Origin of the sequence: Flavobacterium ranwuense (genome assembly GCF_004349315.1) — a bacterium.
Classification (GTDB): Bacteria; Bacteroidota; Bacteroidia; order Flavobacteriales; family Flavobacteriaceae; genus Flavobacterium; species Flavobacterium ranwuense.
Genome location: NZ_SMLH01000002.1, coordinates 207,955 through 226,810 on the forward strand (window position 1 = coordinate 207,955; position 18,856 = coordinate 226,810).

10 protein-coding genes are annotated in these 18,856 nt (G+C 35.0%); 5 read left to right on the forward strand and 5 right to left on the reverse strand.

Going from position 1 to position 18,856, the window contains the following annotated elements:
* Nucleotides 1–58: 58 nt before the first annotated feature.
* Complete coding sequence (locus E0I61_RS05485; RefSeq protein WP_132069960.1) at nt 59–1,714, reverse strand: AraC family transcriptional regulator; 1,656 nt, start codon at nt 1,712–1,714, stop codon at nt 59–61.
* Nucleotides 1,715–2,119: 405 nt separating this feature from the next.
* Here E0I61_RS05485 and E0I61_RS05490 point away from each other — a divergent pair, with 405 nt between their 5' ends.
* The gene (locus E0I61_RS05490) at nt 2,120–2,728 is read left to right on the forward strand and encodes a hypothetical protein (RefSeq protein WP_132069962.1); all 609 of its coding nucleotides are present in this window, start codon (nt 2,120–2,122) and stop codon (nt 2,726–2,728) included.
* Between the two features lie 427 nt (nt 2,729–3,155).
* On the opposite strand, the gene E0I61_RS05495 is transcribed toward E0I61_RS05490, so the two are convergent.
* On the reverse strand, nt 3,156–4,001 hold the full coding sequence (locus E0I61_RS05495; protein ID WP_132069964.1) for an RteC domain-containing protein: 846 nt from the start codon (nt 3,999–4,001) through the stop codon (nt 3,156–3,158).
* Nucleotides 4,002–4,271: 270 nt separating this feature from the next.
* On the opposite strand from E0I61_RS05495, the gene E0I61_RS05500 reads away from it, so the two are divergent.
* Nucleotides 4,272–5,360 (forward strand): Fic family protein, encoded by a 1,089-nt coding sequence (locus tag E0I61_RS05500; RefSeq protein WP_132069966.1) that lies wholly within the window; start codon nt 4,272–4,274, stop codon nt 5,358–5,360.
* 888 nt (nt 5,361–6,248) lie between these two features.
* Here the strand turns inward: E0I61_RS05500 and E0I61_RS05505 are convergent.
* From E0I61_RS05505 to E0I61_RS05515, 3 genes are all read right to left on the reverse strand, one after another.
* A complete protein-coding gene (locus E0I61_RS05505; RefSeq protein WP_132069968.1) occupies nt 6,249–7,325 on the reverse strand; it encodes a topoisomerase II in 1,077 nt (358 codons plus the stop codon).
* A gap of 163 nt (nt 7,326–7,488) precedes the next feature.
* The gene (locus E0I61_RS05510) at nt 7,489–7,740 is read right to left on the reverse strand and encodes a hypothetical protein (protein ID WP_132069970.1); all 252 of its coding nucleotides are present in this window, start codon (nt 7,738–7,740) and stop codon (nt 7,489–7,491) included.
* Nucleotides 7,740–10,043 (reverse strand): ATPase, encoded by a 2,304-nt coding sequence (locus tag E0I61_RS05515; protein ID WP_132069972.1) that lies wholly within the window; start codon nt 10,041–10,043, stop codon nt 7,740–7,742. Before E0I61_RS05515 ends, E0I61_RS05510 begins: the two co-directional genes overlap by 1 nt.
* A gap of 1,751 nt (nt 10,044–11,794) precedes the next feature.
* On the opposite strand from E0I61_RS05515, the gene E0I61_RS05525 reads away from it, so the two are divergent.
* From E0I61_RS05525 to E0I61_RS05535, 3 genes are read left to right on the forward strand one after another with little or no spacing between them, the layout of a single operon-like run.
* Nucleotides 11,795–14,845 (forward strand): SusC/RagA family TonB-linked outer membrane protein, encoded by a 3,051-nt coding sequence (locus E0I61_RS05525; RefSeq protein WP_132069974.1) that lies wholly within the window; start codon nt 11,795–11,797, stop codon nt 14,843–14,845.
* An 8-nt stretch (nt 14,846–14,853) separates the two neighbouring features.
* A complete protein-coding gene (locus E0I61_RS05530; protein WP_132069976.1) occupies nt 14,854–16,248 on the forward strand; it encodes a RagB/SusD family nutrient uptake outer membrane protein in 1,395 nt (464 codons plus the stop codon).
* Nucleotides 16,235–18,823, forward strand: a complete 2,589-nt coding sequence (locus E0I61_RS05535; protein WP_132069978.1) for a S9 family peptidase — start codon at nt 16,235–16,237, stop codon at nt 18,821–18,823. Before E0I61_RS05530 ends, E0I61_RS05535 begins: the two co-directional genes overlap by 14 nt.
* Nucleotides 18,824–18,856: the final 33 nt, after the last annotated feature.

The following is an 18,856-nucleotide window of genomic DNA, read 5'->3' on the forward strand; positions in this document are numbered from 1 at the left end:
AGAGCTAATTTTTTCTAGTGTTTTTTGAGTGTATAAAAATCATACCAAAAAAATATTTTTAATTGTTTACTGCTATTGATTTGTTTAATTCCGTACAGAAGTAGCTAGGGGATATTCCTGTACGGGATTTAAATGCTCTTGTGAAGTTTTGAGTAGAACCAAATCCAGCTTCGTCTGCTAGAGATTTGTTTTTGTAAATACGGTATTTATTCTCACTTTTAAGCAATTCTATGATATGATCAATCTTAAGATCAGTGATATATTCAATAATTCCTTTGTTACGGTATTTTGCAATTATTTTTGAAGCATATTTGGTATTTGTATTCAATAAAGAAGCCAATTTCAATAAATTCATCTCTTTTTCGAGATACTTTTTACTGATTTCGAATTTTTCCAATTTTTTTAGGATTGCAGCAACTATTTGAGGATTGATATCGAGTTCCTTACTTCCGTTTGCTACAAATAATTTCGATGTTTCCGGTTGGCGGTTCATCAGCTCTTGAAATAATTTTTTAGATCTAAAATGTCTGTAAACAAGGAATGAAATTATTGACATCAAGACTGCTGTGGTACTAATGGCAATATTAGTTATGGAATTATTGGAGTTTTCTAAATTACGTTGCGTTTGCAGTAGTTTTTCAGTATCGTATACTTTAGTTATTTTTCCTGAAAGGTATTTGTAATTGTGTTCTAATAATTGATCGATTTTTAAGAGTTGATCGACGTAAAGTAAATGTGATTTTTTATCATTTTTAATTAGAGAATAATCAATTAGCAGTTCATAAGCCTCCCTTAATTCCGGACTTATATAGTTTTGCTGTTGGAAAATTATATCTACTTTTTTGAAATAGACTACGGCTTTTTCTTTTTGATTTTGAGACCAATAATTTTTACCGATATAAAAATAAGCGAGAGTTTCATTGGCAAAATCTTTATTACTCTTAATATCCGGTAATGCCAACGATAATTTTTTTATGGCATCGACATAGTTGTGTTTAAAAGAGTGGTTTATACCTTCAGAAAATAGAAAGTACGATTTCATTCTAAGAATTTCAAATTGAATTGCCGCTTTTATTCCTATTTGATTTATTTGACTGCTTAATTGGTATTTATTAACTCTGCTGTAACATTGGCCTAATGAATATAATGAATTGACATAGGCGTGATCATTTTGCTCTTTAAAATAAGTAACGCACTCTTTGAATAAACTTATTGCTTCGTGATAAAATCCAAGATAATATTTAGTTAGCGCTTTACAGTATTTTAATTTGTAAATAAGATATTCGTCATTTGTCTTGGAAATATAGTCCTCGGCAATGAGGTAATTGTCCAGTGCTTTCATCATCTTTTTATCATCATAATATACTATTCCTTTTGTCATATAAGCGGATCCAATCAATTCAGCACTGTTTGTTCTTTTAGCAGCAATAACCAAACTGTCAGCATATAGGTGTCGGAGTTTTTTATCGAATTTATATATTAAGGATTTATAGGCGAGAGCCATTTGCTTATCGTTTCTTTCGGATTTGGCTTTAGCTAACCAAGACTGTGCATATAAGCGTTCTTTTAAACTATCACTTTCCTTATAATTTATTTTTTCATTGAAGTAGTTACAGTCTTTATTTGAGAGACTATCTGGAATTATAAACTTTTTTTGAGCGTTTAAGCTGATAAAAAAACAAAGTAAAAGTAAGATTAAGTAGTTTTTTTTCATGTTCTAAAATGGGGATTATAGCGTTTTAAAAACAAAATAAAGGAGTTGGGTCTCTATTTATCAGGAATAAATGTAGCTAAAAAACTTCAATAATTAAGATAATTACCCTGAGAGACCCTAAATGTATTTTTTGAATGTTAAGTTGTTGGTTATGTACTAATTGTTCCTGAATTGACTGTTGTCAATTCAGGAATTACACCTATTAAATTCCCGAATTGAACAGCAGTTGCGTTGTGTGTTACGGACTACACATTTAGTTTTGCCCTGAATTCGAATGGTTTTGTTATGAGCAAAATCGCCACTGTTCCCATTACCCCGGGTGAAAAGAACTGATGAAAAAAGTAATCAGTAACATTTAAAACATTTACAAAAATGAAAAAAGTATTTTTATTCCTAGCCATTTTAATGTGCTATTCCATTTCGCTTATTCTGCAGTCTTGTAGTACTGATTCTGAATCAACTATTGACAATGTACCCAATAGTTTTGAAAAGAGAACGCACTACACTAAATACAAATCAATAAGTAGTCGTATCATTCCTGCTAATAGTGCCAATCCTTATGATGAGGCAGGAAGAAGACTTAATAAGCAAAAGTCTTATGTCATTCTTCAAAATCTACAAAAAGGTAGTATAATTAGCAGCGTGAAGAGTAGTGATACCAATTCTTTATCATCAGGCAAAGTATCGCCTATTCTTTTGGATAGTCTGTCTGAATTAGTTGCTAATGAGGATTTATCAGTAGAAGCCAAATTAAGTTTTAGTCGGTTTATTAATTCCTTGCTGCTTCTTTCAAAAACGGAAGAACGATATGAAGTTCTATATGATTTTATAGTTGCTTATGAAGCGAGTGTTTTGATAAATGAGACGTTTACGGAAAATGATAAAGAGGTTGTTTTAACGAATTCATCTGTTGTTCGGTATGAAACTTATGAGGAGTCAATAACACCTCCAAAGAATAAAGATCCTGATTGGACTATTCTTTTTAGAGAAGTTAGTTCATCAAAAAAGTACTAGCTGTTGATTTGTAATAGAAATTTTATTTCTAAATAATTAGTTTGATACGGCTGTCCAGATGGGCAGCCTTTTTTTAGTTTGTCAGATTTTTATTTTAAATGGTGTTCGCAGGATCGTTGATTTGTATTTTCAATAACTAATGGTCTCTGATTATAGTTTTTACTTTTTTCCTTGATGAATAAAGTAACAAGAAAATATTCATGGTTTATTATTTTTTTTTGGTATTCATGACCCGAGCCTGAAAGGCGAACGGATGAAATAATCTTCGATTTCACTGCCTGAAAATTCAAAACGTAAAAACTACCTCAAAATTCCATTCCGCGCCCCTGGTCGTTCGCCTTTCAGGCTCAGCTTGCGGAGAACTGCCATTCCGTTTTTCGTTGTTTTTTGATGTTTTTAATTTAAGGGCGGATTTAAAAGCCCAAATTTAATTCTCATCTGCATCATCCATGCGGATTATGAGTTTGTTTTTGAGTGTATTCATAAATTTTGTCCTATCGGATTTCCTGTTGCGAATTTCCAGAAAAACCCTGTTGAATTGGCCTAATTCGATTTCTAAAGAAGACTCGAAAAAGGTTATGACTTCTTTGAGCCCTGTGGCTCCATTATTAAAAACGCCTTCTGAATGCAGTGCATAAATCAATTCTATCAGATCTACTTTTGATCCAGTCCATTTCAGGCTTTTAGAGAGTGGAGAAGGCGATTGTGTGATTATTGCCTTTCTTTCTAGTTTTTCCATTTGCTCCACCAGAAAATTTTTTATTTCATCGTTCGCTATTATGCGAGCCATCTTATAGTCGTGAGAGGTCGCGAATCGATGGTCTATTTGAAAATAAACACTGTCCATCATTAATTTAAGGTCGTATTTTTCGCGTATATAATATTTGCTATCGAGACAGTTGTTAGCCGTGCGACAGTAACGATAAAATTCCTGGTTTTGTTTGAAGAAAACTTTTAATTTAAGAAGTTCAGAGTTATAATATTTAGCTATTGTTTTATGGGAACCCAATGGCTTGTTGGTTTCTATAGTATAGATTTCGCTATAGTAAATCAGTTTAGCCGCAAACTTTGGTTTGATATCGCGAAAGAATTCTATTTCTTCTTTCTTGTTCAACGATTTGTATTTTATGAAAGAGGATTTTAGTCTCTCTAAGGCAGTAACGCTACTTTTAATTGCCAATTCAGCCGATTGAATTGGATTTTCTGTTTGCAGATGGATTACTTTTAATTGCTGTTCTAATTGAGACATCAAGGATTCAGAAAATAATTTCATTGAAGCGGTTTAAGATTTACAAATTGACTTATTTGGTAATTGAATTGGGCTGTAAATCTATTTGATGCTTGCTACCGTTGCAAATGGAGTAGTGTGCGATTCCCGAATTGAATAGTGAAATTCCCGAATTGCATACTTTGTTTTTTGTACTAATGCGGTGATTGTATTTTATATTTACCGCAAAAATGCGGTGATAAATAGAAATAATCACCGCATTTTTTTTTATTTGCGGTAAATAAGTTTTATATTTACCGCAAAAATGCGGTAAATATGTATATTCATCAAAAAAATGATTGGCCAAAATTCACTTGGGATGCAGATGTAATTACGCCCCTGCTAGGAAACGTTAGACATAGGCAAGGCAAAATACTTGGAATGATGCAAGGACTTGGATTTCGATTGCAAGAGGAAACTGTGCTTAAAACATTGACTTTGGATGTACTAAAGTCGAGCGAAATTGAAGGAGAACAATTGAATCCAGAACAGGTTCGTTCTTCAATTGCAAGGCGTTTAGGTATTGAAATAGCCGGTGCTGTTCCTGCGGAACGCAATGTTGAAGGTGTTGTAGAAATGCTATTGGACGCTACACAACGATATGAAGAACCTTTAAGTGATGATCGTTTGTTTGGATGGCATGCTGCTCTTTTTCCGACCGGGCGAAGTGGAATGTATAAAATAAAAACTGCAGCTTGGCGAGACGATGCCATGCAGGTTACTTCTGGTCCAATGGGAAAAGAAACTATACATTTTGAAGCACCAAGCGCGGATAAAGTACCTACAGAAATGAATGTTTTTTTAGATTGGTTTAATTCAAATCAAGATATTGATCCTGTATTGAAGGCCGCTTTTGCCCATTTGTGGTTTGTTACCATACATCCATTTGAAGACGGTAACGGACGCATCACAAGAGCTATAACTGATATGCAACTGGCTCGCGCCGACCAAAGTAAACAACGATTTCATTCGATGTCCGCTCAAATCCAAGCTGAACGTGATACGTATTATGCTATATTGGAAAGTACACAAAAAGGTGATTTAGATATTACTGACTGGTTGGAATGGTTTCTTGATTGTTTGTTGCGTTCTATGGCACAGACCGATGAAACTATTGCTGCAATCTTAAAGCGTACTCAATTCTGGGAAACTCACCGTACTACCAACTTTAATTCCCGTCAACAAAAAATGCTTGAACTGCTTCTTGATGATTTTTTTGGCAAGCTTACTGTTTCTAAATATGCCAAAATCACTAAAGTTTCTACTGATACTTCTCTTAGAGATATTCAAGATTTAATGGGTAAAGGTATTATTGAACAAGAAGGAAGCGGTAGGAGTACTTCGTATAAGTTGATTACTATTTAATAGCATAGTTTATTCTATATTTTTTAATTGTTTGTTGAAGATTTTGCATCCGCATGACTACAGTAATTCTGTTTCGTAGCTAAATTGTCAGTTTTGAACCTCTAATTTTCGGGTTGAGATAAAAGATACTGGTTCGAGGTTGAGAGACATCGAAGAGTAGGATTTATAGCTTAATATATAATGAAATTGCTACAATGAAGTAATTACATTACTATCTGAATTCTAATAGACATGTTAACAACTGTGTTGATAAAAATTCTAAAATGTTAGAAGTGAAAAATTACACATAAACAGTCGCTTTTTGGTGTTAATGGGGTGGTTATTGCGCATTTTATTGTAAATAATGCATCGTTTTTAGCATTATGGGGAACATTTCATATTTTCTTCATTATGGTTTATATTTGTAACACTAATGAACATCATTAGCACACATAAAAAAACCAAAAGCTCCAACTTTTGGTTTTAAGTGGATTTGTTCAATCCTTATTTTCGGTCATATGAAAATACTATATTTAATTTGTGGGTCTTTGATTGTATCACAGGTTACACACCTTGTCAAGGAATTACGAAAACTTGTTCTTGCTTGTAAGAAGTAATTCTTTTTTAAACCACTAGACCTTTTCTCAGGTTCTGGTGGTTTCTTCTTCTATACAAAAGTAATAAAATATATTACTAAATAACATAATATGTTACTTTAACAGTAGATGAACATGTCGTCGAGCGGGTATATTATTTGATGCATAGTTTTTTTTAGCTGGTGTACTACGTTATGCCACTTTGAGATGGCTGGAAGTTTGTAACCACTCAATTTTCGGCGTAACGAAAACTTGATGCGAAATTATAATTTCACTAAACTCCAGCTAGCTCACATGGCTATTGTAAAACGTTTTATATTCTGCTTATTCTTTTCATTTGGTCTAAAACGCTTGTTTTTTCTTCAGACCTTGCTTCTAATTTTTCTTTAATTATGTTCCAACAGGAATCAAAATCCTCCAACATTTGCTCTGTGAATGTAACTGTTGTAATTTCAAAGCTCTCGAAGTAATCATTTCTTTTCGTCATTTCTTTATGCCATTTCTCACTTAATTCTTTGTTAACTTCTTTTTGTTTTTCTTTGTAACCACTAACATTCATATGTGATGAAGACGGACTTATTTCAAATCCAGTGTATTGATATGTATGAGGATTCAGAACCGTAAAATCAAGTCTGTATTTGTGTCTATGTTCTAATCCTAAATATCTTACTTCAGGAATAAGGAATGGCTCGCTCTCTATATCTTCTGAGTTATGGAGATATTTAACATATCTGTCATAAATTTCTTTTTCATAATTTGAACTTGATAGCTTTTTTAGGATTGAAAGGTAAATACTCTCAAATTGCTCAAGATTTTTAATATTTAATGTTTTACTTGAATCATTATCAATTAATCCTACTTTAAAAATGTGACCAATTGTCCAATATTCATAATTAGCTCTTCTAATCTCGCTTTTATCAATTACCCATTGACTTTCTTCAAAATTTGGTGCAATTAATAGCCCGAAAACCACTTTGTAACCAAACCAAATAGACCATAGTTGTTCATTGGGTTTTAGTCTAGTTCTAGCTTTTAGGTTTCTGTAAAAATTTCGTTCCAAGAATAGACGGACAAATAATTCTACATCATTATCTTTTAATAATAGGGCATTATGGTTTGGTTGTAATCCCCAAATTTTTCTTTTTTCATATTGGTCAATTAAACCTTTCAACCATTGGGAATAGAAATCATTGAAATCTGAAAATTGCGTTCTTACACTATCAACATAAATATTATTTTTGCCTCCAAATAATCCGTTAAATCTTTGAAAACTATAACTTTCTTGATTTAATCTGACCCTTAATTTTTCGAGAATATAATCTTGTTTTGAACGAATTTCCTTTGTCAATTCATCTTCTAGTTCGATAAGGATGTTTTCGTTAATATTCATTTATCGGTAAGGTTTTTTTAAATGTTTTACAACGGTTAGTATATGAAAAGTAGGCGATTACGGAGCACTAAACTTTTGGTTAAGCACAAAGTTTGATACGAGTCAAAAGTCTTTATTTTATTACTACTTCGCTGTTTTTTATATACATTGTTGCCAGTCGTCTTTATTTCGTTTCGTGATCAGTTTCCTCTCCATCTTCTTCGTCTTTATTAAAAATTTCAGAAATCTTACCTAGTATTTCTTCTAAATTTTCTTTTTCGTCATCCGATAGATTCCCAAAATCCGTATCGTCAATTGTGTTGTTTTCTAACAACTGTTTTATCATTTCAGTATAAGTGAACTCAACTGGTACAGTTCCCTGCTGTATTTTCAAGGTTATATCGTTGTTATCTTCTTTAGTAAATAGTAATTTCATTATTCCGTAAATTTTTTGAGATTATATTTCTTGACTCTTTTTTTGATTGAAGATTTCCCTCCGTCCGTAATTGAAGCAATTAAGTCAACAACACTAGTTCCATCTATTTCTCCCTCTAAAGAACCTGACTTGATTATAAGTTTGTTGTTTTCATTTTTGCACAGAATGATGTTTTGAGCATCTGCGAGCATTGGAATAGTCGCATTGTGGGATACCAAAATTATTTGCTTTTTGCTTTTTATTTTCTTTATCGCATTAACCAAACCTTTGTTAATATAATCGGTAGCTAAATTATCTTCAGGTTGGTCAATTATTATTGGTGCACTATCTTTATCATAGCCTAGTATTATGTCTAAAATAACAGATGTTTTCCATCCGGGACTTAATCTTTCAAATTCGCGTCCATCATTGGTAATAATTTTATATTTTTTCTTATTTAATTCTTCGAAGCTATTATAGATTTTGCTTTCAAAATCGTCATAATCGTGAACTTTGGGTTGTTGCTTTTTGAAATTAGTTTCAAAAAGCAATTCTGGTGTAATACTATCAAAATCTGGAATTTTGATTTTTAGATAGTAATTTACAACTTCAACAAATTTTGTGGTATTCAACACAAAATCATTCTCAATGAATAATTTATGACCCATTGATTCAATTTCTTCTGAATCAAAGTTTAATGTATAACTTGATATTGAGTTGATAGTTCTATGAAACTGTCTATATGCTCGGACATATTTCTTTAATGTCTCAAGAAGTTTATTGAAATTTTGTCTTTTTGTTTGTTCTTCTGAATTTGAATGTTTTAGTGCTTGATTGTACGACTCTTGATTTTGCTCTAATAATTGTCTTACTTTTTTCTCTCTGTTTGAAATCTCTAAAAGATCATCTAATTCACTTTTTAAATTCTCTGTTAAACTAGAATCGTGATTGATAAATGGATAATTAGATAAAAATGTTTCCAAAGAATTCAGAGATAAAATATAATTGTCATAAGTTCCTTTTGAAAAACGTAGTTTTTCATTTTCGACTTCTGTTGGTTGTAAATTATCGTAAATATTAGTTTCTAAATTAGATCTTGTTAATAATCTTGAAAGGATTGGAATAGTTAATAGAGTTTGGCTTTCTTCTTCCAAAATTTTGACACATCTAATTAGTTCTTCGATATTCTTTTTAAATTCTCTTAAACCATTATTGATATTTAATTTTATTTCATCATCTCCGGGGAAAACTCTTTTAATAATATCAATATTTTCGATTTTGTCCTTACTGATATTATTAACAACACCCATTATATAATTTTGAGAAAGATAATGAGGCATCATTCCTGAGGGGTTTACAATCGTAATTTGGTCAATATTGTATTGATTGTAAATAGATTCTTCCGTTTTTTTATTTAGACATTTGACAATAGAATCAACAAGAAGAGTTTTACCACTTGAAGAACCGCCAATTATTACATTTAGACCTGACGTCAATTCAATGTCTATTTCAATATTATCTTTTTTATGAGAAACGGACTGTATATTTTCTGAATAGTATTTAGGTTTAGTTTGAGAATAGATAAGTCTTGATTGTTCGGATAAAGAAAGCCTTAAACCGTTAAATGTTGGTTCTGCCAACATCCAAGTAGGATTAAACGGATTTTTGTCTTTTCCATTTGGGTAAGTAATTGGTGTGTAATTATCACTACAAGTAATTAGATTAACAAATTCGTTAATTCCTAATTTCTTAAAATATTCTTGAGTTTTTTCAAGACCATTGTCTCCTCTTGCAGTAAAGCCTTCAAAGTGATTATAGTAAACATTTCTTTCTAGTGTTCCATCAAGTCGTGTATCTCTTGGAATTGAAGTGTTAAACGTGGCGTGTGATTGTCCTCCGTGAGGAAGAAGCATAAATTCATAAGAATCGAACTTGTTAATAATGTCTTGAATAGACGGAATTTTAGGGTCAATCTTCTGCACAATCTTGTCAGGATATAATTCGTCAAGTTTTTTGTTTACATCATCTAAAATTTCGTCTGTAATAACTTTGATGTCAAAATAAATGTGACAATGATATGCTGGACAACCATCATAATTCCTGATGTGAAGTTCGACACCAAGAATTATATTAAGATTTAAAGCACTTGCTTTTTGATAAGCATTTTTGTTGACCATATTATGGTCAGTAAGAGAGATTAAAAAATCTGAATTGCCATTGAACTCGTGGATTTTTTTAACCAACAGTTCAACATCGTAATCATTATTGACCTCATTCGGATTTTCAGAAGTATGTATATGTGTGTCTAGGTAAATTGGATTCACTATTTTTTTTTTTAGATTATTGGCAATTTGCATAGAACATCAACAAGTAACGCTTTTTTTAAAGTTTTACCATATCTGAAGCTATATATTCTAGTTCGTAAATAAAGTCTTTTTTAACTATTGTTACAATACCCACATTTAGTGATATTTTGACTTAAATTGAATATACAATAGAAAGCTAATTCTACAACGGCATTTTTTTCATTTCTTTTGTCTATCCTTCCAACTATCATTATAATACCTATTCCTCATGGACTCATAAAACTTCCCTCTCATATAAAGACCTAAAATCCATATCACAATCACTCCTATAATTTCGTGCCATTTCATATTTTGAATCTTTAATTAAGTTCAAAATATGTGTTTTTATTTTTAATACGATATGCAATTTGGAAAATTCAATATGCAATTTGGGAGTTTTAAAAAATAAAAAAGATGCCTCTCTGAGCATCGTTTTTATATAATCTTATTATTTTCTATAATTCTAATAATTTAAAAAATTCCGACAACTTGATATTTCTTGATTCGCAAATTTTTTTAAGAGTATTAACAGGAATATTATAATTTGATCCTTCGATATTAAGCGAAGTGTTTTTAATTTTTCTAACGATGCTTTCTTCAATATTATGATCCAATGCAAATGACCTCTGAGATTTATAAGGTTGAATCCAGTTACTGAAAATATAGTTACAAATAATGTTGCTAGTCTCTGTCATTAATAACAAAGAAAAGTCAATCAATAAAAAATAGTGCGTACTTTAGTGCGCGTTTCAAAGTATTTTGTTATATTTGTTTTATCATTACGAATATGTAATGTATTTTTGCGACTCTTCATATAAAATATTTGAAGCATTCGCTTTGAATCTCGGCTCGAAACTTGGCAGTTTAAAACCACGAGATGATAAGTAAGATGCTCACGTCTATAGGCGTGGGCTCACTTATTCGTGGTAGGTATGCCAAGTACCAGAGACGTTTATGCTGAGTTCCATGCCTTTTTTATTTTCAATAGGCACTACTTAAGCTTAATTTTCTCAGCACCGCTTCATCCTTTTTCATAGTCTCGCAGCAGTTTTAAGCGCTAAAAAAACCATAACTATGAAATAAAAAAAAATACTATTTATTTAATGCCTGTGCTGTTTCTTTATTTTGAGTTAGTGTTTCAGTGCAGGTTCTTTTTTTGATTCAGATAAAGGAGCAAAGAAGTTATTATTGTTTTAAATTTTGAATTGTGATGAAGAGTGATGGCAATAATGCAAAAAATCAATCTTCCTTTATATAATTCTTACACCAAATTACCCTAGCAATACAACTGGATTTACAACATCTAAATTTTTACTATGAAATACTACAAACAAATACAAATAGGAATAATTATACTTTTTATAGCAACGATGTTCATGTGGTTTTATGGTTATAATAGCGTGAACTGAACTGATGTTACAAGTCATATTGTCAGAAGTATAGAGGTCATTAATTATTTTAAATTTTGAATTGGGTTAAAGAATTTAGAACGTAGAATATAGAGACAATAACATCGAATATAAATCTAATTAAAAAGTATGCCTATGATAGAATAATAATATTGAGATTGCATCGTGCCTCGCAATGACAGAGGCAACGCTTCGCTCGAGTGCTTTGCTTAGTGCCTCGCAACTCTTCGCAATGACAAAAAAGGCCCTCCAACCGTCTGGACAACTGCATAGAGGACCAATGCTAACAAAACTAACGTTTCATTTAACTAAACCAAAATTATGAATATATTTTCATTTTACAAGGGATGGCCGGCGATTCCTTTGCTTTTAGGAATTTGCTTAAGCGATTTTCCTGCCCATGCCGCAACAATCAACCCTTCCGCTTTTGCGACGGTAACAAAAAAAATTATACCTCAACAGCAAGTGCAAGTCAGTGGTACTATCACTAATGGTACAAACCCTTTAGCCGGTGTGACCATTTCCGTAAAAGGAAAAGCTACAGCTGGAACTATTTCGGACTTTAACGGGAACTATACGCTAACTGCATCAGCAGACGATATAGTAGTCTTTAGTTTTATGGGATTTGTAACCGTTACAGAACCTATAGACGGACGTAAAATACTAAACGTACAATTACAAGAAGATGCTACCCAACTACAGGAAGTTCACATCAATGCGGGTTATTATTCTGTCAAAGAAAAGGAGCGCACCGGAAGTATTGCCCGTATTACAGCTAAGGATATTGAAAAACAACCAGTAACAAATGTGCTTGCTACGATGCAGGGAAGGATGGCTGGGGTTAATATTACCCAGACAACGGGAATGCCAGGTGGGGGATTTGATATCCAGATACGGGGACAAAACAGCCTGCGGTTTGATGGTAATAGCCCCATGTATATCGTGGATGGTGTGCCTTATGCTTCTGAACCCATTGGAAGCCTTTTTACGTCGGTACATTTGCCACGAAGAACGAGTCCGTTAAATAGCATTAATCCTGGGGATATAGAAAGTATAGAAGTATTGAAAGATGCCGATGCAACCGCTATTTACGGGTCGCGCGGTGCCAATGGTGTTGTGCTTATCAGCACCAAAAGAGGAAAAGCAGGCAAAACTAAATTCACGGGTAGTGTCTCTAGTGGTTCAGGCCATGTCACCCGCTTTATGAAGCTAATGAATACCGCGGAGTATCTTGCAATGAGGCGTGAAGCGTATGCCAATGATGGCGTTACGGATTATCCGGCTAATGCCTATGACATTAACGGAACATGGGATCAAAACCGATATACGAACTGGCAAAAAGAATTATTGGGAGGAAACTCCAGTATTAATACCATGCAAACCTCATTGTCAGGCGGTTCAAAGCAAACGCAATTTGTATTAAATGGTACTTATAATAAAGAGACTACTGTGTTTCCGGGTGACTATAAGTACGAAAAAGGCAATGTTCACCTGAATCTTAATCATGAGTCGGAAGACCAACGGTTCAGGATTAATTTTACGACGGGTTATGTGGTACAAAACAATACTATGCCGACAGCTGACTTTACGGGAACAGCTCTAAGCTTAGCACCCAACGCGCCTTCGCTTTATGATGCCTTAGGGAATTTGAATTGGGAAAACGGTACTTTTGAAAACCCGCTGCAATTACTTGCGACGGATTTTAAAGGGAGAACTAATGACCTTATTGCTAACTCCCTGCTTTCCTACAGTCTGTTTAAGGGATTCGAACTCAAATCGAGTTTTGGTTATAGCGATTTGCGTTACAAAGAATTAAATCTGTTGCCTTCAACGATGTATAACCCCGCATATGGTTTAGACAGTTCCTCATCGTTGGTTTTTGAGAACAATACCAGCCGTAATTCGTGGATTATTGAGCCGCAGGCTAACTACCAGTTGACAGCAGGGCAAGTCAAGATAGATCTGCTTGCCGGTAGCACTTTTCAACAGCAGATGTCGAACCAAGTTGTGCATATGGGCTATGGATTTTCAAGCAATGGTCTCCTTGAAAATCCGGCATCGGCATCTCTATTCTCTATTATGAACAGTGATGCAACGGTGTACAAATATCAGGCTTTTTTCGGCAGGGCAAATGTCAATTGGAAAGGCCGCTATATCATCAACATGACGGGTCGGAGGGATGGATCAAGCCGGTTTGGGATTGCTAACCGGTTTGCAAGCTTTGGGGCTATTGGGGCATCATGGCTTTTTGGTGACGAACCATTTATAAAAAAACATGCAGAATTCCTCAGTTTTGGAAAGCTACGAGCCAGTTACGGTACCACTGGAAATGATCAGATAGGAGACTATCAGTATCTTGATACCTACAGTACATCTGGTAGCAATTATGAAGGCATAAGCGGTTTACAACCGACAAGATTATTCAATAAGGACTTTGGATGGGAAACCAACAGGAAACTTGAAGTAGCACTAGAAACAGGATTTTTGAAAGACCGTGTTTTTTTGACTGCGGCTTGGTACCGAAATCGTTCGAGCAGTCAATTACTAGGTGTGCCTTTACCAGGAACTACCGGATTTAACTCGATACAGGCAAATCTTGAAGCAGAAGTACAAAATAGTGGTTATGAATTGACCTTACGTACATTGAACCTACAAGGAGATAAATTGAGTTGGACAACGAATTTCAATTTTACTAGTGCTAGGAATAAACTGCTCTCTTTTCCGGATCTGAAAGGTTCGTCTTACCAATCTCAATTTGTCATTGGTCAACCTTTGAATATTGTTAAGGTATTCCATTATATTGGTCTTGACCCGCAGACTGGTACTTATCAGTTTGAGGACTTAAACGGTGATGGCCTACTATCGGCTAATGATGACAGGGGGTTTGTAAAAGAACTGAATCCGAAGTTTTATGGGGGATTGCAAAACCAGTTGAAGTACGGAGCGGTGCAACTGGACTTTTTGTTTCAGTTTGTTAAGCAGGAAAACTATACTGAAGCATTTGGAACCCTTTTGCCGGGAACCATGTCGAACCAGCCAGCATCATTTGTGTCACACTGGCAAAATCGGGGAGATAGTGGTCCTAATCAGCTTTATAGTACAGGAATCAATCCTACTGCTCAGCGTGCAAACACCCTTTACTCCCAAAGTGATGCGGTTATAACGGATGCTTCTTACATCAGGCTGAAGAATATTTCACTGACCTATGATTTGCCGAAACAATGGACAAAATCCTTTAGTTGCAAGCTGAGCGTGCAGGGGCAAAATGTACTTGTCCTCACTTCTTATAAGGGAGGGGATCCTGAATTTAAGACTGCAGGTTTCATGCCTCCTTTACGCGTTTATACTTCTACATTACAAATCACTTTTTAACTGAAGCCATGAAAAATATACTATCAAAGAAAGCAATGTTATCTATTTTGATTCTAAGTATTGCTATACTGTTTACAAGCTGCGATAGCTTCACAGAAGTTGACCTTCCAGATTCACAACTTACTGCTGATGCTGTTTTTGAAGACCGTCTTACCGCTAATGCCGCGATGACTGATATTTACACAAAAATGCGCGATAATGGACTATTTACAGGCCTATTTACAGGGTTTTCGAACCAGTTGGGGCTCTACAGTGATGAACTTACCTCTTATTATAACCCAGGTAGTTTATCATTTAATTTCGGTACTAATGCTTTGCAAGCATCGGGAACGGAAATAGCGCAATTATGGAACAGTAGCTATAGCCAAATTTTTGCTGCCAATGCTGTGATTGAGGGTGTGGATCATTCTGTTTCTCTGCCAGAACCTGACCGTAACCAATTGAAAGGAGAAGCTCTTTTTGTACGAGCGTTGATTCATTTCTATTTGGTAAATTCCTTTGGTGGTGTGCCGTATATTAGCACTACCAATTATGCAGCCAATCGCATTGCGCATCGTATGGGTGAAAATGATGCACTACTCTTAGTTAAATCTGATCTTGAACAGGCTATTGCACTTTTGCCTGAATCGTATATTAGTTCAGAACGTGTAAGGCCGAACCGTTATGCGGCTTATGCAATGCTGTCGAGAGTTAATCTTTATCTCCATTTATGGGATCAGGCTTCCAATGCTGCTTCTGCCGTTCTGAACCAAACAGACGTTTATGTTTGGGAGAATGATCTTGATAAAGTTTTCCTCAAAGAAAGTACAACTACGATTTGGCAATTGATGCCCGCGATGATGGGAGACAATACAAAGGAAGCTAAAACATTTGTGTTTTTTAGCGGACCGCCACCTTCATCATCACTCTCACCGACCATTCTTAATGCGTTTGAGTCTAATGATCAAAGAAAAGTGCACTGGACAAAAATGATTACAACGGGTGTTAATAGTTGGACTCACGCTTATAAATATAAAGAGTTTTCCAACACGGGGAGTTCTGTAGAATACTCGATTGTTCTCCGACTTGCTGAGCAGTATCTGATTCGTGCTGAAGCCAGAGCGCAGCAAGGTGATTTGATTGGCGCTAAAGAAGATTTGAATAAGATAAGGAATACAGCAGGTTTAGGGGATACACCAGCATCAACTAGTGCAGAAATTATCACTGCCGTGCTAAAGGAACGCCAAACGGAACTTTTTTGTGAATTTGGACACCGCTTCTTTGACCTAAAAAGAAATGGCTTATTGGATACTGCATTGTCTCCTGTGAAATTGGGTTGGAATACTACAGATAGATTACTTCCGCTACCTCAAAAAGAATTGTTGTTAAACCCAAATCTGGCCCCACAAAATGATGGTTACTAGAATAGTTCAGAGAAAGAAAAAACTTCGTCATTCTTTTTTCTTTCGCTTAGTTGCTTCTTGTTTTTTGCTAGTGAGCTTCCCTTCAATAGGGCAGGTTTTACAAAAGAAAACGGTACCGGAAGAAGATTATCATTTATGGAGTGATATGCTATCGCACAGTATTTCTGATAAGGGAGGTTGGGCAAGTTACAGCCTGCAATACGATAGAGCTGATACGCTATTTGCTATAGCAACAAAAAGCAGAAAAAAATACGCATTTCCTCATGGTACAAATGGGGAGTTTAATGGTGAAAATTGGTTTGCGTGTAAGCAGAATGATACATTGGTTTTGCAAGACTTAACATCAGGAAAAGTGAATTACTTCCCGAAAATTAGCAGCTATTCATTTTCGGGCAATGGTAAATACTTAATACTGATTAGTGATGATCAAAGTGGCAACCAACGCTTAACTGTAAAAAACATGCTTGGTCAAACCGTGGCTAATGCTGATAATATCAACGAATGGATATGGAATATACGCAAGGATGCAATTGCCTACGTTACTGGAAAAGAGAAAGTGGAAATACTTGAAATCTTTGACAATTTTATAAAAAAAGAGATACCGGTTTTAACAGATGGCGCGATTAAAAACCTGAGCTGGCTTAACCAAACTATTGCCTTTATTCAAAATAATGGCTTGAGAGGCAAGCTGTATGCCTATCGGTTAGATACTGGGAAGCTTTTATCATTTGATCCGGAAAGCTGTTCCAATTTTCCTAATGATATGAGCATAGGTGCTGGTTTTAGTTCGATTACTATTTCAAATGATGGAAATCGGATCTTTTTCAAGTTGAAAGAAAATGTGCCGAATGAAGATACAGCCGAAGTTGTTCAAGTATGGAATGGAAATGACAAGCAAATCTATCCCAATTTAAAAATGTATGGAGACTTTACATTACAGGATAAAGTCGCAGTATGGTTCGTAGAATCGGGTCGGTTTTTGCAGATTAGCAACAGGGAAGAGCCCTCTGCACTAATTGGGCGTACCGCAGAATATGCGTTGACTTGGAATGAATTCGAATCTGAGCCACATTTTGATGGTATAGGATCGAGAGATATTTATGTAACTGCAGTTCAAACGGGTACAAAGCGATTATTGCTCAAAGGATATCCTGGGACGGGGATGGCGCCGGCATTTTCTCCCAAGGGCAATTACTTATCTTATTCAGTAAATGGTGACTGGTGGGTGTATGATTTCAAGAAGGACGAACACCGAAATATTACTCAAGATTTGGGCGTTCCAGTTCGTGATATCAATTATGATCGTGCGGGGCAAGTTCCTTTATATGGTATTGCAGGGTGGAGCATAGACGACAACTCACTTTTCATTTATGACCAGTTTGATATTTGGATAATTAGCGATGACGGAAAGACAAAGAAACGGTTGACTAAGGGACGTGAAAATAAAACTACTTTTCGTTTTGCAACTGCCCAACGCAGGCTCCTCTCTAAGTACGATTACATGGATCGGACCAATGCTACCATCAGTAATTCAACGCAGTGGATTTTATCTGCCCAAAATGCTACGACAGGGTATAGTGGATTTTATAGATACGATGGGACAACTGGTGCGCGTCCAATTTTTTGGGAATACAAAAGAACTGACCGTGTGGTAAAGGCGAAAAATAGTAACGCTTTTACTTTTATCTCGCAGCATTTTGATGCGCCCCCTGAGTTGCTGTTCGTCGATGCTCTGGGGAAACCAAAAGAATTGTATCGCAGCAATTTGCAGCACCACAACTATTTGTGGGCTAAGGTTGAGAAGGTTTCGTATGTTGTAGATGGAAAACCCTTATCGGGTGTTTTAATTTATCCTGCGGATTTTGATCCTACGGTCAAGTATCCTATGATTGTTAGCATTTATGAAAGACAAGGAGGTAGTTTACATCGGTATGTTAACCCGACGCTATTGAACGAGAATGGGATTAACTTTTCGGTATTGTCGTCAAAAGGTTATTTCATCCTGTTGCCTGATATTGTCTATGAAATGCGGCAAACAGGTGAATCAGCAAAAAAATGTGTATTGGCTGCAGTTGATGCGGTGCTTTTAAACTTTAGTATAGATCCTGCAAGAATTGGATTAACAGGGCATTCTTTTGGTGGCTTTGAAACGGATTATATCATAACGAAAACAAATCGGTTTGCCGCGGCAGTCGCCGGGGCAGCTATTACAGATTTGGTATCAAGTTATCTTTATTATAACAGTAATTATGCGACTTCAGATTTTTATCGATATGAAATTGATCAGGAACGTATAGGAATGTCTTTATTTGAAGATATGTCAAGTTACCTCAACAATTCACCGGTGTTACTGGCTCAAAATGTAACGACACCTTTATTGGCATGGACAGGAGATGAAGACAAACAGGTACATTATTTTCAAAGCATCGAGTTTTATTTTGCTTTGAGAAGGTTGAAGAAAGAACATACTCTACTTATTTATCCCGAGGAATCTCACACAATAATAGACAAGGAGAAACAGGCTGATCTCACAAAACGAATTGAGGCTTGGTTTGCGAAATATTTAAAATCTTAAATTGAAAAGCCGTCACATTTTTTTTGTGACGGC